This is a genomic window from Piscirickettsia litoralis, from assembly GCF_001720395.1.
GTDB lineage: Bacteria > Pseudomonadota > Gammaproteobacteria > Piscirickettsiales > Piscirickettsiaceae > Piscirickettsia > Piscirickettsia litoralis.
Genome location: NZ_MDTU01000001.1, coordinates 1358979 through 1375821, shown reverse-complemented (window position 1 = coordinate 1375821; position 16843 = coordinate 1358979). Strand labels below are relative to the sequence as shown.

The 16843-nt window shown below is 41.4% G+C and carries 20 protein-coding genes and 4 tRNA genes; 14 read left to right on the top strand and 10 right to left on the bottom strand.

The annotated features are described in order from the left end of the window. Nucleotides 1-5: 5 nt before the first annotated feature. The 7 genes from BGC07_RS06650 to BGC07_RS06625 all read right to left on the bottom strand — a co-directional run bounded on the left by BGC07_RS06650 (nucleotide 6) and on the right by BGC07_RS06625 (nucleotide 3709). Nucleotides 6-81 (bottom strand) — tRNA-Asn (locus BGC07_RS06650). 22 nt (nucleotides 82-103) lie between these two features. Then, a tRNA-Asn gene (locus tag BGC07_RS06645) sits at nucleotides 104-179 on the bottom strand. Between the two features lie 67 nt (nucleotides 180-246). Beyond that, nucleotides 247-750 carry a glycosyltransferase gene (locus BGC07_RS19355; RefSeq protein WP_235603375.1) on the bottom strand — a complete coding sequence of 168 codons (504 nt, stop codon included), beginning with the start codon at nucleotides 748-750 and terminating at the stop codon, nucleotides 247-249. Nucleotides 751-1030: 280 nt separating this feature from the next. Beyond that, nucleotides 1031-1342, bottom strand: a complete 312-nt coding sequence (locus tag BGC07_RS21995) for a glycosyltransferase family protein (protein ID WP_069312455.1) — start codon at nucleotides 1340-1342, stop codon at nucleotides 1031-1033. Beyond that, nucleotides 1339-2217, bottom strand: coding sequence for a glycosyltransferase (locus BGC07_RS06630; protein ID WP_235603001.1), 879 nt, complete (start codon nucleotides 2215-2217; stop codon nucleotides 1339-1341). The genes BGC07_RS21995 and BGC07_RS06630 overlap by 4 nt, the downstream gene beginning before the upstream one ends. Then, complete coding sequence (locus tag BGC07_RS21990; RefSeq protein ID WP_235603000.1) at nucleotides 2190-2438, bottom strand: hypothetical protein; 249 nt, start codon at nucleotides 2436-2438, stop codon at nucleotides 2190-2192. The genes BGC07_RS06630 and BGC07_RS21990 overlap by 28 nt, the downstream gene beginning before the upstream one ends. 86 nt (nucleotides 2439-2524) lie before the next feature. Continuing rightward, nucleotides 2525-3709 carry a pyridoxal phosphate-dependent aminotransferase gene (locus tag BGC07_RS06625; RefSeq protein ID WP_069312454.1) on the bottom strand — a complete coding sequence of 395 codons (1185 nt, stop codon included), beginning with the start codon at nucleotides 3707-3709 and terminating at the stop codon, nucleotides 2525-2527. A gap of 75 nt (nucleotides 3710-3784) precedes the next feature. Here BGC07_RS06625 and uvrB point away from each other — a divergent pair, with 75 nt between their 5' ends. The 7 genes from uvrB to BGC07_RS06595 are packed head-to-tail and all read left to right on the top strand — an operon-like array spanning nucleotide 3785 to nucleotide 10673. After that, a complete protein-coding gene (uvrB, locus tag BGC07_RS06620) occupies nucleotides 3785-5773 on the top strand; it encodes an excinuclease ABC subunit UvrB (RefSeq protein ID WP_069312453.1) in 1989 nt (662 codons plus the stop codon). A 54-nt stretch (nucleotides 5774-5827) separates the two neighbouring features. Continuing rightward, nucleotides 5828-6598 carry a glycosyltransferase family 2 protein gene (locus tag BGC07_RS06615; RefSeq protein WP_069312452.1) on the top strand — a complete coding sequence of 257 codons (771 nt, stop codon included), beginning with the start codon at nucleotides 5828-5830 and terminating at the stop codon, nucleotides 6596-6598. A gap of 11 nt (nucleotides 6599-6609) precedes the next feature. Then, nucleotides 6610-7719 carry a glycosyltransferase family 9 protein gene (locus BGC07_RS06610; RefSeq protein WP_069312451.1) on the top strand — a complete coding sequence of 370 codons (1110 nt, stop codon included), beginning with the start codon at nucleotides 6610-6612 and terminating at the stop codon, nucleotides 7717-7719. A 9-nt stretch (nucleotides 7720-7728) separates the two neighbouring features. Further along, nucleotides 7729-8811, top strand: a complete 1083-nt coding sequence (gmd, locus tag BGC07_RS06605; protein WP_069312450.1) for a GDP-mannose 4,6-dehydratase — start codon at nucleotides 7729-7731, stop codon at nucleotides 8809-8811. Then, entirely contained in the window at nucleotides 8793-9011 is a 219-nt protein-coding gene (locus BGC07_RS24135) for an NAD-dependent epimerase/dehydratase family protein (RefSeq protein ID WP_317135122.1), read from the top strand. Before gmd ends, BGC07_RS24135 begins: the two co-directional genes overlap by 19 nt. A gap of 10 nt (nucleotides 9012-9021) precedes the next feature. Then, nucleotides 9022-9777 (top strand): GDP-L-fucose synthase, encoded by a 756-nt coding sequence (locus BGC07_RS06600; RefSeq protein WP_317135150.1) that lies wholly within the window; start codon nucleotides 9022-9024, stop codon nucleotides 9775-9777. Next, nucleotides 9774-10673, top strand: coding sequence for an alpha-1,2-fucosyltransferase (locus BGC07_RS06595; protein ID WP_069312449.1), 900 nt, complete (start codon nucleotides 9774-9776; stop codon nucleotides 10671-10673). The genes BGC07_RS06600 and BGC07_RS06595 overlap by 4 nt, the downstream gene beginning before the upstream one ends. 373 nt (nucleotides 10674-11046) lie before the next feature. Here BGC07_RS06595 and BGC07_RS23855 read toward each other — a convergent pair whose 3' ends face one another. Genes BGC07_RS23855 through BGC07_RS06585 form a run of 3 tightly spaced genes read right to left on the bottom strand, consistent with a single transcriptional unit; the run spans nucleotide 11047 to nucleotide 12071 of the window. Next, nucleotides 11047-11247 carry a glycosyltransferase family 25 protein gene (locus tag BGC07_RS23855; protein ID WP_394332111.1) on the bottom strand — a complete coding sequence of 67 codons (201 nt, stop codon included), beginning with the start codon at nucleotides 11245-11247 and terminating at the stop codon, nucleotides 11047-11049. Continuing rightward, the gene (locus tag BGC07_RS06590) at nucleotides 11165-11464 is read right to left on the bottom strand and encodes a glycosyltransferase family 25 protein (protein WP_069312448.1); all 300 of its coding nucleotides are present in this window, start codon (nucleotides 11462-11464) and stop codon (nucleotides 11165-11167) included. Before BGC07_RS06590 ends, BGC07_RS23855 begins: the two co-directional genes overlap by 83 nt. A 10-nt stretch (nucleotides 11465-11474) precedes the next feature. Continuing rightward, a complete protein-coding gene (locus BGC07_RS06585) occupies nucleotides 11475-12071 on the bottom strand; it encodes a DUF268 domain-containing protein (protein WP_069312447.1) in 597 nt (198 codons plus the stop codon). Between the two features lie 306 nt (nucleotides 12072-12377). On the opposite strand from BGC07_RS06585, the gene BGC07_RS06580 reads away from it, so the two are divergent. The 7 genes from BGC07_RS06580 (at nucleotide 12378) to pheS (ending at nucleotide 16832) form a co-directional block, all read left to right on the top strand. Then, a tRNA-Val gene (locus BGC07_RS06580) sits at nucleotides 12378-12454 on the top strand. Between the two features lie 19 nt (nucleotides 12455-12473). Continuing rightward, nucleotides 12474-12550: transfer RNA gene (locus tag BGC07_RS06575), tRNA-Val, on the top strand. A gap of 98 nt (nucleotides 12551-12648) precedes the next feature. Beyond that, nucleotides 12649-14571, top strand: a complete 1923-nt coding sequence (gene thrS, locus BGC07_RS06570) for a threonine--tRNA ligase (protein ID WP_069312446.1) — start codon at nucleotides 12649-12651, stop codon at nucleotides 14569-14571. Nucleotides 14572-14583: 12 nt separating this feature from the next. Further along, nucleotides 14584-15111: a translation initiation factor IF-3 gene (infC, locus tag BGC07_RS06565; protein ID WP_069312445.1), complete on the top strand. Its 528-nt coding sequence runs from the start codon at nucleotides 14584-14586 to the stop codon at nucleotides 15109-15111. A 25-nt stretch (nucleotides 15112-15136) separates the two neighbouring features. Beyond that, a complete protein-coding gene (rpmI, locus tag BGC07_RS06560) occupies nucleotides 15137-15331 on the top strand; it encodes a 50S ribosomal protein L35 (protein WP_069312444.1) in 195 nt (64 codons plus the stop codon). A gap of 28 nt (nucleotides 15332-15359) precedes the next feature. Then, complete coding sequence (rplT, locus tag BGC07_RS06555; protein WP_069312443.1) at nucleotides 15360-15719, top strand: 50S ribosomal protein L20; 360 nt, start codon at nucleotides 15360-15362, stop codon at nucleotides 15717-15719. 117 nt (nucleotides 15720-15836) lie between these two features. Next, a complete protein-coding gene (pheS, locus tag BGC07_RS06550; RefSeq protein WP_069312442.1) occupies nucleotides 15837-16832 on the top strand; it encodes a phenylalanine--tRNA ligase subunit alpha in 996 nt (331 codons plus the stop codon). Nucleotides 16833-16843 lie beyond the last annotated feature (11 nt).

The following is a 16843-nucleotide window of genomic DNA, read 5'->3' as shown; positions in this document are numbered from 1 at the left end:
GAAAGTGGCTCCCTGAGCAGGGCTCGAACCTGCGACCCAATGATTAACAGTCATTTGCTCTACCAACTGAGCTATCAGGGAATAATCTTATCAAAATTTTAAGTGGCTCCCCGAGCAGGGCTCGAACCTGCGACCCAATGATTAACAGTCATTTGCTCTACCAACTGAGCTATCGGGGATCTGCCAACGAGGGAAGATTTTATGTAAATCTTCTTATAAAGTCAAGGGGTTTATCCTGATTATTTCTTAAGTCTTAGGTTTATACCTGGATCGCTCTATCAGTGCTAGATACTGAGGAATAATGATATCGCTACTAAAGCGCTGAATGAGCTGTTCGTCGATTTCAATATCAGTGGATAGCGCTTCTTCAATTTTATTGGCTAAAGCATCTGGATTGCCTGGTGGCACTAACCATCGGTTTAGCTCGCCAGTTAGAATCTCTCTGGGCCCTGAAGGGCAATCAGTGGAGACAACAGGGGTGCCGCAGATGAGGGATTCGATGAGTACAGTCGGTAATGCTTCGAAATCTGAGCAAAGAAGAGTTAAATCTGCTGCTTTAAACCAGGGATAGGGGTTTTTTTGAAAACCAGCAATAATGACTTGATCATTTAAGCGATATTGGTTCACTAAACTTTTTAGTTCTTGGCAGTTTTCTGTGAGTAAAATAAGTTTGTGTTTCGACTTGAGCTTGGAGTAGGCCTCAAGAAGTAAGTCAAAACGTTTATCGTGATTGAAGCGTGCGGCATGAATTAAGAAAGGTTGCCTTGGAATGTTGGGAGGTAATGCCTTTGAAAGTGCTCTAATTTGTTCTATATCAAATGGATTGTAAATCGTTTGAATAAAATCAGGAGAGCACTTTGCTTGGTTAACTAAGCTTGTTTTAGCTCCCTCTGAGACCGAGATGACCTGATTTTTGAAAAACGCTTATTGAGGCTTTGCATAAATTTAAGGAGATGTTGTTTTGAAATGCTTTTTTTTCTATTGAGCTCAGCGCTGTAGTTAAGGTGGAGCCAGTAATAGAGTTTTTTCCTCAGAGGCTTAGGGAGAAAACTTTTCCCAGTGGTTGTGTAGTTAGAAAGTATAAGGTCAAAGCCGCCGATTTTTTTTCTAATTGTAAAATTTTAGTTGCCAAACAAATTTCATGTATTGGTTTAAATCTGAGTTTAGCGGCGCAATGGGCAGTGTCGATTGAAACATCAGAGTCAACTTCAAATTCTATTTGCTTGTTTAAAAGTAAGATATGGCAGGTGAACCCTCGCTCTTTTAGCATATGTGCGATATTGATAAGTACTCTTTCGGAGCCGCCGCCTGTTAGGCTTTTGCTAATAAATAAGATATTCATGATGTTATTGGCTGTGTCAGTTGAATATATTGTTTTAGTATTTCTTTATCGCTAAATGGTGTGATTGCTGTTGATTGAATTTGAATGTTTGATTCAAGGGCTTTTGCTATTTTTTGTGCTAAAGATTCGGGGTCCCTTATCGGGGTTAACCACTGAGAAAGTTCTTCGGTTAATATTTCTCTCGGGCCTGAGGGGCAGTCTGTTGATACAACTGGTGTGCCGACGGCTAGAGATTCGATAATTACAGAAGGCAGTCCTTCCCAGTCTGAGCTTAAGACAGTTAAATTCGCTTGTTTGAACCAGGGATAAGGGTTATGCTGAAAGCCGGATACAATGACTCTATCTGATAACTTGTATTCTTTTATCAAGGCGGTTAGTTTTTCACTTTCTTTGGTCAGCAAAACAAGCAAGTGATTTGTTTTTAGTTGTGAGAATGCTTGGAAAAGTATGTCATGACGCTTTTGTGCGATATCAAAGCGTGCAGGATGTAAAATGTAGGGTTTGCTTGGGATCTCGGGGTTACTTGCTCGTGCTAAGCTGCGAATCTGATTGATATCAAAAGGGTTGTAAATAACTTGGCTAGAGCTTGGTTTGGCCTGGATATAATTGAGTAAAGTTTCTTCTGCGCCTCTAGACACACAAATGATGTTTTTATCAGTATGTTTTTTATATAATTTTTTTTTGAATTTGATGAATTCTTTTTTAGACTGCTTTTTCTTGTTCTCTAGAGAATTTTTATAGTCAAAGTGTAGCCAGTAATAAGTGTTTTTTTCTAGACGTTTAGAAAGAAAGGGCCGCGTGCTGGTAAAGTTTGATAAAATGAGATCGATCTTGCCTAGTTTTTTTTCTAATTTTTTGATTTTTTTTGTATACAAAACTCTTGGATAAATTTAGGGCGCAAGTAATCGGTGAGCTTGAACGTATGGATTTGAACATTTTCTGGCAGCGCCATTTCTATGATATGTCTCACTAAGAGAATATGGCAGTTGTGTCCAGACTTTTGAAACATGTTTGCTGTGTTTAATAAAACTCTTTCTGAACCGCCGCCATGCAAGCTGTCAGCAATAAAAATAATATTTAATCTTTGTTGTGTCATTGTGATTTTTAGTTTTCAAAAGTATTGAGGGTCTGTATGAATGGCAGCACGTAATATTAGCACTGCCGATTTGGTGTGCAATTATGTTAACTCAATGCTTTTTCTATCTGATCTAAAGCCTGGGTTAAAGTCGCTTCATCTAAGGCATAAGATAAGCGTAAATGTCCAGGGCTTCCAAAAGCGCTGCCAGGCACGCTAGCAACATTAGCTTCGTTTAGTAATAGCTCAGCAAGCTCAGAGTCACTATTAATATCATCTCGCCCAGCAATCACGCCATCGACGTTAACAAAGGCGTAGAAGGTTCCTTCCACGCCTAAGCAGCGCATGCCAGAAATAGTGTTTAAGCGGCTAGTCACGAGGTCATGGCGTTTTTTAAATTCTTTGACCATCTCATTGATGCAAGAAATGCTGGTGCTATCTTCTAGCGCGGTACGTGCTGCTTCTTGAGCGACAGAACAAGGGTTAGAGGTGCTTTGTGATTGAATTTTACGCATAGCCGTGATGGCAATCTTAGGCCCTGCGATATAACCAATGCGCCAGCCGGTCATCGCATAGCCTTTGGAAACACCATTGACGATGAGCGTACGGTCTTTAAGTTCAGGACAAGCATTGAGGATGTTCACAAAAGGTTGATCTGACCAACGGATATGCTCATAAATATCATCGCTGATAATGTTTACATGAGAGTGTTTTTTCAAAACATCAGCTAAGTCTTTTAACTCAGCTAGGCTATAGTCCATGCCTGTTGGGTTAGAAGGACTGTTGATGATGACGAATTTAGTTTTAGGTGTAATGGCCTTTTCAAGTTGCTCTGCTGTGATTTTAAAATTTTGCTCAAAACTTGCTTCAACAATAACGGGTTTACCGCCTGCGAGCATGACAATGTCTGGATAAGACACCCAGTAAGGGGCTGGAATAATCACTTCATCGCCTTCATCAATCAATGCTTGAGCGATGTTATATAAACTGTGTTTGGCGCCGGCTGAGACGATGATTTCACTCGGTTGGTAGTCGAGTTGGTTTTCTTGCTTGAATTTATTGATAATCGCAGCTTTTAACTCGGGTGTGCCGTCCGGGGCGGTGTATTTGGTCTTACCAGCGTTAATTGCGGCGATAGCCCCTTGTTTGATATGCTCTGGGGTGTCGAAGTCAGGTTCGCCGACGCTTAAATTGATAATTGGCTGGCCTTGAGCACGTAATTCTTTGGCTTTAGCATTCAAAGCCAGGGTTGGAGAGGGCTTGATTTGAGCAAGACGTGATGCGGGTTTCATGGTTTTTTATTCCTTAAATTTTTTAATCTTATTGGTGTAAAATCTGTACTAACGATAACATAAAAGAGTTGAAAAATGGCAGCAAAACAGTTTCAATTACAAAGCAAATTTTCTCCTGCAGGTGATCAACCCGCTGCCATTGCCGGCCTTGTCGATGGCTTAAATGATGGACTCATGCACCAAACGCTGTTAGGCGTTACCGGCTCAGGTAAGACGTTTACTGTGGCTAATGTGATTGAGCAGGTGCAGCGGCCTACTTTGATTTTAGCTCATAACAAGACTCTTGCTGCCCAGCTTTATGGTGAGATGAAAGAGTTTTTCCCGAATAATGCGGTTGAATATTTTGTCTCTTATTATGATTATTATCAGCCAGAAGCTTATGTGCCGGCCTCGGATACTTTTATCGAGAAAGATGCCTCGATTAATGACCATATTGAGCAGATGCGCTTATCGGCAACGAAAGCCTTATTAGAACGTTCGGACGTTATTGTTGTTGCGACTGTCTCAGCCATTTATGGTTTGGGTGATCCGCGGATGTATTTGAAAATGATGCTGCATATTTCAGAGGGCGAGCAAATCGATCAACGCAGTGTTCTAAGGCGCTTAGCCGAGCTTCAATATACCCGCAATGATATGGCTTTTGAACGTGGACATTATCGGGTGCGCGGAGATGTCATCGATGTCTATCCGGCGGATTCTGATAAAGAAGCCGTACGTATTGAGTTATTTGATGATGAAGTTGATAAAATTACTTTATTTGATCCATTAACGGGAGAAGTCTTAAGGAAAGTACCGCGTGCAACGATTTATCCAAAAAGCCATTATGTCACCTCGCGGGATCGTATTTTAGAGATGATCGATCAGGTTAAAGATGAGTTGAAAGAACGCTTAGAAAATTTACGTTCACAAGATAAACTCGTCGAAGCACAGCGCTTAGAGCAAAGAACGCTATTTGATATTGAAATGATGATCGAGTTAGGCTATTGCAGTGGTATTGAGAACTATTCACGTTATTTATCTGGGCGTGCTCCAGGGCATGCGCCACCGACGTTTTTTGATTATTTGCCCGATAACGCACTGCTTGTCATCGATGAATCCCATGTAACCGTGCCGCAATTAGGGGCGATGTATAAAGGCGATCGTTCGAGAAAATTAAATTTGGTTGAATATGGTTTTCGCCTACCTTCAGCTTTGGATAATCGCCCAATGAAGTTTGAAGAGTTTGAAAAGCTTGCGCCGCAAATGGTATTCGTCTCAGCTACGCCGGCCAAATATGAAGCTCAAGTTGATGCATTAATTCATGAGCAAGTGGTCAGACCGACAGGACTTTTGGACCCTAAAATCAATATTCGCCCTGTGGCAAGCCAAGTCGATGATGTGTTGTCAGAAATTAAAATGCGAGCGCAGAAATCTGAGCGTGTTTTAATTACAACGCTAACTAAAAAGATGGCAGAGAATCTAACCGAATATCTGGAAGAAAATGGCGTTAAAGTACGTTATTTACACTCGGATGTAGAGACTGTTGAACGTGTTGAAATTATTCGTGATTTGCGATTAGGCGTGTTTGATGTGCTAGTGGGTATTAACTTGCTTCGAGAAGGCTTGGATATTCCAGAAGTCTCCCTGGTTGCGATTTTTGATGCTGATAAAGAGGGCTTTTTGCGTTCTGAAAGTTCATTGATTCAGACCATGGGCCGTGCGGCGCGGAATGTCAATGGGCAGGTGATTTTATATGCCGATAAAATCACAGGTTCTATGGAGCGAGCGATTGCTGAAACTGAGCGTCGACGTGCTAAACAAGAAGACTTTAATAAAAAGCATGGGATTAAGCCAAAAGGTATTAAGAAGAAAATTGCAGATGTTATGGAAGGCGCGCGAGCATCGAGTAACAGTAAGAAAAAACATCAGGCTATCGTCGATGAACATGATGTAAAAGCACTGAATAAGAGACTAACGGAAGCCGAACAACAGATGTGGCAAGCGGCCAAAGAGCTGGATTTTGAGAAAGCTGCCAAGCTTCGTGATGAGGTGGCGCGATTGCAAGAATTGGTGAAGCGGGCTTGAAATAGTCACTAAGCTGCGTAGACTATGGAGGTTTAGGTGAGTTAGAGAATTGTTATGGCATCGTTGAGTGTTATTGTCATTACCAAGAATGAAGCGCATGATATAGGTGCTTGTATTGATTCTGTGTCTTGGGCAGATGAAATTATCGTACTAGATTCAGGGAGTACGGATGGCACTCAAGATATTTGTCGAGAAAAAAATGTTCAGCTTTATGAAACAGATTGGCCGGGTTTTGGTAAACAGAAACAACGTGCTTTAGCGAAAGCGAGTTGTGATTGGGTTCTGTCTTTAGATGCAGATGAGCGTGTGAGTCCAGAGCTTAGGAAAGTTATAGAAAAAATGCTAGCTCAGCCAAAAGAATCACTCTTGCATGGTTATGAAATACGTCGAGAGAATTATTTTTGTGGCTATCGTATTAAGCATCAGAAATTATGGGCAAATAACTTTATTACTCGGCTAGTGCAAAACGGTAAGGCATATTTTGATGATCTGCCAATTCATGAAAATTTGCATATTGCTGAGGGTGAAAAGCTTGGGCTGATTAAAGAGTCTTTAATTCACTACTCTTATCGAGATTATGAAGAAGCTCTGGCAAAGATGAATAGCTACACAACGGTTGAAGCCTCTGAGCGAGTGTATAAATACAAGAAAATTAATTTAAAGTCAGCCTGCTTTCACAGTTTTTGGAGCTTTATGCGCAATTATTTCTTTAAAAAGGGCTTTTTGGATGGGCGAGCTGGCTTTTTTTTATGTTGCTATATGGCTCAAGTAACGTATTCGAGACACATTAAAATGATGCTGTTAAAAAATAATAAGCAAGATTGAGTGATTTTTAGGTGAATATAGCGAATAAGCGGATAGGGATTATCAAACAGTGCAAAATAGGCGACGCGGTTGTTGCTCTGCCTGTAGCTGCAGCGATTAAAAAAAGTGAGCCTAGTGCTAAAGTGGTTTTTATTGGAGATTCCTATATACAGGATATCGTACAATGTTCACCGCATGTTGATGAATTTCAAGCTTTGAATATTTCTGCGGAAGCTGAGTATTATACTAATGAGCAGATGATCGAGCAATTACGGCAAATGAACTTGGATGTTGTGATCCATACTCGGCCTCACCGTTATATCATGTATTGGGTAAAAAAGGCTGGAATAAAAACACGTATAGCGACTTCGCACCGGCTATATAGTTTTCTTTCTTGCAACAAGTTAGTAAACAGTGGTCGTAGTGCTTCGATTAAGCATGAAGCAGAGTATGACTTGGAGCTATTGAAGCCATTAAAGCTGCAAACGAAAGACCGGTTTCGCCTTGTTGATATGATTCAGCTAGAGCGGCCTGAAAATACGGTTCAAACTAATATTAATGATTTACTATCAAAAGATAAGTTTAAGCTAGTCTTGCATATTGGTGCTGAGTCTGCGGGAGGTAGGAATTGGTCAGTTCAGAAATATATAGAATTAGCAGAAAAGCTTTCGGATAATTTCCAAGTTATTCTAACAGGCTCTAAACATGAACAAGAGCTTTGCCATCAATTTATTCAGAACTGTAACAGAGATGTGCTGAATTCATGCGGTAAATTACCGCTCAATGAGCTGGTATGCTTTCTTGCAAAAATAGATGGTATGCTTGCTGCAAGTACCGGGCCATTGCATATTGCTGCTGCACTTGGAAAATATTGCTTAGGCTTGTATCCTGCGACTAAAATACATGCACCTACACGCTGGGGGCCTATTGGTGAATTAGCAGTGGCACTTGCACCTAAAAGGGAATGTGCAGGGTGTAACGATAAGAGTAGAAAGTGCACATGTGTTGATAGTATTCCTAGTCATTTAGTCTCTGACATTATTGAGAGTTGGCAGAATGGTAATGATCACAACAACCAATGTGAGCCTAATAATATTCCCGAGCATATTAAATTATGGTCGGCAAAAAACAGTGTAATTTAAAGGGGTGTTATGAAAAAGGCGATTATTACCGGTGTTACAGGACAAGATGGCGCTTACTTGGCTGAACTTTTGCTTGAAAAGGGTTATGAAGTTCATGGAATTAAGCGGCGCACATCATTGATCAATACTGCTCGTATAGACCATCTCTATCACGATCTTCATGAGCGGGGGAAGCCTTTTTATTTACACTATGGTGATATGACAGATTCGACGAGTTTGATCCGTATTATTCAGCAAGTGCAGCCGGATGAAATTTATAATCTAGCGGCACAAAGTCATGTAAAAGTTTCTTTCGAAGAACCGGAATACACGGCTAATGCAGATGGCTTGGGTGCTCTTAGAGTTTTAGAGGCCATTCGTATTCTAGGCTTGGAAAAGAAGACTAAATTTTATCAGGCTTCTACATCTGAGTTATATGGTTTAGTGCAAGAAGTGCCTCAGAAAGAAACAACACCGTTTTATCCGCGCTCTCCCTACGCTGTGGCTAAGTTGTATGCTTATTGGATTACGGTGAATTATCGTGAAGCCTACGGCATGTATGCCTGTAATGGCATTTTGTTTAATCATGAATCACCAATCCGTGGTGAAACTTTTGTTACCCGGAAAATCACCCGTGCCTTAGCAAAAATAAAGCTAGGGCTACAGGAGTGCTTATATTTAGGCAATGTGGAGGCAAAGCGTGACTGGGGTCATGCTAAAGATTATGTAGAAATGCAATGGCTGATGCTACAGCAAGAGAGTCCAGAAGACTTTGTGATAGGAACGGGTAAGCAATATTCAGTGCGTGAATTTGTGAATTTAGCTGCTCAAGAACTGGGTATAAGCTTAAGCTGGGAAGGTTCAGGTGAAAATGCAGTTGCTAAAGATGGTAAGGGTAATATTATTGTTGCGGTAGACCCGCGCTATTTTCGGCCTACTGAAGTAGAAACCTTGCTGTGTGATCCTAGCAAAGCGCATGAAAAATTAGGTTGGCAGCCGAGAATTACTTTTGAGGAGCTGGTGAAGGAGATGGTACAGGCTGATTTTGAAGAAGCTAAAAAAAATGCACTATTAAAAGATAAGGGCTTTAAGGTGTGTTGGGGGTCAGAGTAAGATGGAAAAATCAGCGAAAAATTTATGTCGCGGGGCATCGGGGTTTAGTGGGTTCTGCACTAGTTCGGCAACTAAAAAACCAAGGTCATGATAATTTGCTGTTGAGAACCCATGATGAGCTTGACTTAACACAGCAAACAGTTGTGCGTGAGTTTTTTGCTTTAGGAAAAACCAGATTATGTTTTTTTAGCAGCTGCTAAAGTAGGTGGTATTCATGCAAATAATACTTGCCCCGCAGACTTTATTCGTGAGAATCTAGCTATTCAGCAAAATGTAATTGAGTCATCCTATAAAAATAATGTAAAGCGTCTATTATTTTTAGGAAGTTCATGTATTTATCCGCGTGATTGTCCTCAGCCAATTAAAGAAGAGTATTTGCTTACTGGTCCGCTAGAGCCAACAAATCGTCCCTATGCTTTAGCGAAAATTGCAGGGATAGAAATGTGTTGGGCCCATAATCGCCAATATGGGACACAGTATTTAGCAGCAATGCCAACTAACCTGTATGGCCCAGGTGATAATTATGATTTAAAAAGTTCTCACGTGCTTCCGGCTTTAATTCGTAAGTTCCATGAGGCTAAGGCAAGTAATGCTCCAACTGTTGAAGCATGGGGTACAGGTAAGCCTCGCCGAGAGTTTTTATATTCTGATGATATGGCAAAGGCCTGTGTTTTTTTAATGGGTATGGGAGATAAAGATTTTATTGATTTAATCTCTGATGAAAATCAACCGCCATTGATCAATGTCGGCTATGGAGAAGATGTCTCTATTAAAGAGCTAGTTGAAACTGTAAAAGAAGTTGTTGGCTATACGGGTGATGTAAAATGGAATGCAGCAAAACCAGATGGCACACCTAGGAAATTGATGTCAAGCGATAAAATGAGAAATATGGGGTGGTGGCCAGAGCATGATTTAATATCAGGGATTCGGAAAGCCTATCAAGATTTTCTGGGTGAAAGCACATGATTGTGATGAGTTTGTATGGTGGCTTGGGTAATCAGATGTACCAATATGCTTTTGCCAAGCAATTATCGAAGATGACAGGGCAGCCGGTTAAGTTCAAACTTGAGTTTCATACTAAAGGAAAAGATTTTCCCAGAAATTTAGATGTTGATAAGTTTAATTTATCTTTGCCGATTCAAGAAATAACAAAGCAAGAATTTTTATTTTTCAAGATGAAATTAAAAGCAGCAATCAAGCTCGCAACGCTGTTTTCGATACCGAATAAATCATTAAAGTTACAAGAATATAAACTAAGCCAGCCTTTAGCACTAGATCAATTTAAAGGATTAAAAAATGTTTCTCTAGATGGCTATTGGCAAAATATTGATTATTTCTCTGCAATTAGGCAAGACTTACAAAAAGATTTTGATCTATCTTTTAGTGATTATGACAATAAAGAAGTGAAAAGAAAAATAGCCGCTGCTGGTCATCACTCTGTCGCTCTGCACATCCGCCGTGGTGATTATATTGCGAATGCTAATGCGAATAAACTTCATGGTATTTGTTCGCAAGATTACTATGTTAAGGCTGTTTCTTGGCTCCGAGAGCATTATGGTGAGAGCTTATTGTTCTTTGTGTTTTCTGATGATCCAGATTGGGTAAGAGAGAATATTGCAACACTTTCGCTTTCAGAAAAAAATGCTGAGATCATTGCTCATAATGATGGGCAACAAGGCTTTTATGATATGATGCTTATGAAACAATGCAAGCATCATGTGATTGCAAATAGCACATTTAGTTGGTGGCCGGCATGGTTGTCTGATAAAAATGGCATGGTGATTGCCCCTAACCAATGGTTTTCAGGTGAAAACAATAAGAAAAAACCAAATATTTTTCCTGATGATTGGTTGTATATTTGAGAAGGAAGCCGTGTAATATTAAGGGTATATTTTAGGTTGCCCTTTTTGTTTTTTTATAATGCCTACTTTCGTAAGGATTTGTCTCATGTATTTTCTGCGATAATGCTTAGGTAATCGTTTCAGTCTGATGGTGTTTTCTAATTTTATATCAGACTCGATTTCTTCTTTTTGGCTGACACAAAAAGGGACGATGCACGAAAGTTGAACGGTTTGTTGGTCGACTAAGCGGTTCCAATGATCAATAACGTGCCAAACCTTGCCATAGTACTTTAGTAAACTTTGAGCAGCTTTATAGGTGATGTAGTAGCCACAGGCGGTTGTCGCTCTACTCCAGATAGGTTTTATTGGGTAAGCGTTATATTTTTGAAATATTTCATTTTTTTAGTAGGGGTAAGTAGTATTTATGGTAGTTGAATTGCACCACTTCAGGTAAAGTTGCGTCCGTATTCAGGTGAGTTTGGCATATAATGTCTTTGAAGTTATCGGTAACTTCAATATCGTCTTCTAGGATAACAGCGCCGCTGATTTTTTCTGCTACTACTTTTTTTATACAAGTTGATGTGGCTAAGTGCACATGCAACTTCTGTTTTGATCAGTTCACGTTGCATAAACTGCATGGATGACTTGCTACAGTACCAATGCTCTAACTCTTTGTCTGTTAATAGTTTGCCGTCAATAGCTTTAATAAAGTTAAATTCAATGCCTTTATTTTGTAAATATTGTGATATGCGAGCTTTTCGCTCTGGTGACCTTTCTAGGTTAATGATAAATACTGGGGGAGGGTTGATCATAAAAGTACTCTTAAATTTTTGTAAACTCGAACAGACCACAACCAAATTTCTGTTTTGCAAGAATATCGATATCTATATTTTCATAGAACTCTCCATCATCTAGGACAGCAGAAACCTCAAGAAGCTTTAACTCCCCAAATAGAGTCAAAATTGTGTATGGATTAAAAACTCTGTGGGCATTAAAATAAAGCTTTTCTTGTCCGCAAGGTACAGCAAAATATAGTTTCCCATCGCGTGCGAGTGTTCTTTTTAAAGAATTTATAAATTTTATATGTGAAGAAGGATCAATTGGGTCGCCATATCTACCTAGTCCAAAGTGCTCTGCGGCATGTAGTGTTGATATAGATTCAATGCTATCACTTTTGAAGTTGCTGAGAGAGGTTGCATCATCTTGTATAAAGGAGAGGTTCTTTATTTGACTGTTCATCGGGCGAATATCGATAACATCGACTGCTCTAAAAACAAGTAGATGACTAATAAAACCATCTATGCGAGAACCTATATCTATGTGTTTTTTTGGAGCTGCGCTGTAGAATTTTTTTGGCTGCCCATAGATCCTGCCAGAAGTAATGGCCTTTAGCTGTTCCTGCTGAATCTTTTTTTTCATTAATTAGGTATAAGTTATCAAAATCTATTTTGAAAGAACCTGTGTCGTTGAGTCTGTTGTAAGAGTGAAGATCTTCGAGTAAGCCCTTATTTTTAGCTCTGAGCAAACCTTTTATGCGCTTGATGGTTTTTTTTATCATGAGCAAAACTTCAGAACCTTCTACAAATTATTGGTTTTAACTTAATATGGAAAGCTACGACAGTCTACATCAACAGAATATCCTTTGTCACTTGTTTAGGACTATAGCTCCATCTTTTTCGATTTCCTTGCCAACCCCCTGATCTTGCTGTATATTAGCAGGCCGATAGTCACGTAGCTCAGTTGGTTAGAGCACCACCTTGACATGGTGGGGGTCGTTGGTTCGAATCCAATCGTGACTACCAAGATTAAATGACAGTTTAAAGTCGCGTAGCTCAGTTGGTTAGAGCACTACCTTGACATGGTAGGGGTCGTTGGTTCGAATCCAATCGCGACTACCAGATTTAAAGCGCCTTTCGGCGCTTTTTTTGTCTGTTGCTTTAATGCTATGATAAAATGATTTATTTACTAGAGAATAACTAAATTTCAGGAGTAAGGCATGCCGATTGTGACGCTTCCAGATGGGAGTCAGCGTAGCTTTGAGCGCGCGGTGACTGTTGCTGACGTCGCTGCAGATATAGGTCCAGGTTTGGCGAAGTCTGCAGTTGCAGGAAAAATCAATGGACAACTCGTTGATACCAGCACCACCATTAGTGAAGATGTGGCATTGACCTTGCTGACCAGTAAGGATGAAGAAGGCTTAGAGGTGATCCGCCACTCTACCGCCCATTTGCTTGCGCAAGCGGTCAAGCAATTATTTCCAGACGCGCAGGTGACCATTGGTCCGGTGATTGATGATGGTTTTTATTATGACTTTGCTTATAAACGCCCGTTTACACCAGAAGATTTAAAAGCGATTGAAAAGCGCATGCAAGAGCTGGTCAAACAAAATATTCCTGTGTCACGTCAAGAGATGAGCCGTGATGAGGCGATTAAGTACTTTGATGGGCTGGGTGAGCATTATAAAGTCCAGATTATCGAGGCCATTGATCAAAATGAGACTTTGTCTTTATATAGCCAGGGTGATTTTACCGATTTATGCCGTGGCCCGCATGTAGCGTCAACGGGGCAAATTAAAGCCTTTAAACTGATGAAACTCGCTGGGGCTTATTGGCGAGGGGATTCGAATAATGAAATGTTGCAGCGTGTTTATGGCACGGCGTGGGGAGATAAAAAGGCGCTTAAAGAGCACTTGCATCGCTTAGAAGAAGCGGAAAAGCGTGACCATCGTAAAATCGCCAAGGCACAAGATTTATTTCACCAGCAAGAAGAAGCGCCGGGCATGGTGTTCTGGCATGAGAAAGGCTGGGCGATTTATCAAAATCTAGTCAGTTATGTCCGTGAAAAATTGAAAAAGCAAGGTTATCAAGAAGTGCATACGCCGCAAGTGGTGGATAGTAGCCTGTGGGTGCGTTCGGGCCATGCGGATAAGTATAAAGAGAACATGTTCTTAACTTCGTCTGAGAATCGTGAATTTGCGATTAAACCGATGAATTGTCCGTGCCATGTACAAATTTTTAACCAAGGCTTACGTAGTTACCGTGATTTGCCGATTCGTATGGCGGAATTTGGTTGCTGTCACCGTAATGAGCCTTCGGGCGGTTTGCATGGTTTGATGCGGGTACGTTCGATGGTGCAAGACGATGGCCATATCTTCTGCCGTGAAGATCAGATTCGTGATGAAGTTGCACAATTTGCTTCACAAGTGTTTGAAACTTATCAAGACTTTGGTTTTGAGCAATCAGGCATTGAAGTAAAGCTAGCTTTGCGCCCTGATCAGCGTATCGGCGATGATGAAACCTGGGATCATGCAGAGAAAGAGCTGGCCGCAGCATTAGAGTCGGCTGGCATAGCGTTTGAGACCTTGCCAGGTGAAGGGGCTTTTTATGGGCCGAAAATTGAATTTCACTTGCGCGATTGTTTAAACCGCCGTTGGCAGTGCGGTACTATTCAGTTAGATTACATGATGCCACAGCGCTTGGATGCGACGTATGTTGATGAAAACAGCCAGCGCCGTCATCCGGTAGTTTTACATCGAGCGATGCTTGGATCACTTGAGCGTTTTATGGGCATCTTGATTGAGCACTATGCCGGCATTTTACCGACGTGGTTGGCGCCGACACAGGCGGTGGTGATGAATATTACCGACTCCCAAGCTGAATTTTCGACCGAAATCGCAGAAAATTTACAAAAATTGGGTTTTAGAGCACGATTAGACTTGAGAAATGAGAAGATAGGCTTTAAAATCCGTGAACACACATTACAACGTGTTCCTTATCTATTGGTGATTGGGGACCGTGAAGTTGAATCGAGAACAGTGGCGGTACGATCTTTACAAGGTGAAGATTTGGGCTCAATGAGCCTCGATGACTTTGCTCGGCATCTGGGCAAAGACGTTGAAAACCGTGGACTGTCTCACTAGGAGGATAGAGCTATTAGCACACAGAACCAAAAGAAGCCGCGCGTTAATGACGAGATTCGTGAAAAAGAAATTCGTTTGATCGGGGCTGATGGGGAACAAGTGGGAGTGATGAGTGCTCGGGATGCTGTGAAGCATGCTGAGGAAGCATCGCTTGATTTGGTGGAAATTTCACCAAATGCTAAGCCTCCGGTGTGCCGCGTTATGGATTTTGGTAAATTCATGTTTGAAGAGAACAAAAAACGTAGCGCTGCACGCAAAAAGCAAAAGCAGATGCAAGTGAAAGAAGTGAAGTTCCGTCCTTCGACGGATGTGGGAGACTACCAGGTAAAGCTACGCAACCTGATCCGTTTCCTCAACGATGGGGACAAAGCAAAAGTGACCCTCCGGTTTCGCGGCCGTGAGATGGCCCACCAGGAGCTCGGTCTTGAGTTATTAAAGCGTGTAGAAGCGGACCTGACTGAATACGGGATCGTCGAGCATCGCCCAAAACTCGAGGGACGACAAATGGTAATGGTAATTGGTCCCAAAAAGAAACAGTAATACTCAAAATGCGGAGTTTTGAATTATGTCAAAGTTAAAAACAAATCGCGGTGCAGCGAAGCGTTTCAAAAAAACAGCGGGCGGCTACAAACGTAAGAGCGCCTTTCGTCGCCACATCTTAACAAAGAAATCAACGAAAACTAAACGTCAGTTACGTGGTACTGATTTAGTTGCAGCGTGTGACCAAAACATGGTTGCTCGTATGTTGTGTGATAAGTAATCCTTTGTTAATTGTGGAGAGATAGAGAATGGCTAGAGTAAAACGTGGTGTAATCGCACGCGCGCGTCATAAGAAAGTAATGAAAGCAGCAAAAGGTTACTACGGCGCACGCAGCCGAGTTTTCCGTGTTGCTAAACAAGCTGTCACTAAAGCGGGTCAATACGCCTACCGTGACCGTCGCCAGAAAAAGCGTCAGTTCCGTTCATTGTGGATTGTCCGTATTAATGCAGCAGCTCGTCAAAGTGGTTTAAGTTATAGCCGCTTCATCAATGGCTTGAAAAAAGCGTCTATTGAAATCGATCGTAAAGTATTGGCTGATATTGCAGTCTTTGATCAAGCCGGTTTCAAAGCATTGGTTGAGCAAGCTAAAACAGCACTTGCACACTAAGTCGTTTCACGTTTGGTGAAAGACTCAGGCAGAAAATAGGGGCAGATGTGCCCCTATTTTTTTGTCTTTATATTATAGGGTTTAACCCGCGCCGGTTTGATCGCACAAGGGGGAAGCATGCAACAGGTCGATGAAATATTATCTGAAGCAATCACGCGCATACAAGAAACAGAATCTACTCAATCATTGGATGAGATCCGTGTTCACTACATGGGAAAAAAAGGCCGTTTAACCGAGGTGTTAAAAGGATTAGGCAAGCTTTCTGCTGAGGAACGCCCTAAAGTTGGTCAAGCGGTGAATGTCGCGAAAGGCGAATTGCAACACGTCTTAAATAATCGTTTAGAAGAATTAAAGCTGCAAGAGATGCAAGCCCAATTGGGAGCTGAAAAAATTGATGTGACTCTGGCAGGCCGTGGTCAGAATATGGGCCATTTTCACCCCGTCACAAAAGTGCTCAACCGAATTACTTATTTGCTCGGTCGTGCAGGCTTCGCGGTTGCAGAAGGCCCGGAAATTGAAGATGATTTTCATAATTTTGAAGCCTTAAATATTCCAAAACATCATCCGGCGCGGGCGATGCAAGATACTTTTTATTTTGGCAATGGCGATGTATTGCGCACCCATACCTCAGGGGTGCAAATTCGGACCATGCAAGAGACGAAGCCGCCGATTCGAGTGATTGCGCCTGGGCGAGTGTACCGCTGTGATTCTGACCCAACGCATACGCCGAATTTTCATCAAGTTGAAGGCCTATGGGTTGATGATTCAGTGAGTTTTGCAGATTTAAAAGGCATGCTAGTGAACTTCTTGCGAGAATTTTTCGAAGATGAAAATCTGCGCGTACGTTTTCGCCCATCTTACTTTCCGTTTACGGAGCCTTCTGCCGAAGCGGATATAGAATTTACTAAACCAAATGGTGAAAAGGCCTGGCTAGAGGTTTTAGGCTGCGGTATGGTGCATCCGAATGTTTTAAAAAATGTAAATATCGATCCGGAAGAATTCCAAGGTTTTGCTTGGGGAATGGGTATCGAGCGTTTAGCGATGTTGCGTTATGGTATTACTGATTTACGCACTTTGTTTGAAAATGATGTGCGTTTTCTAGGTCAATTTTAAGGGGGAGAACA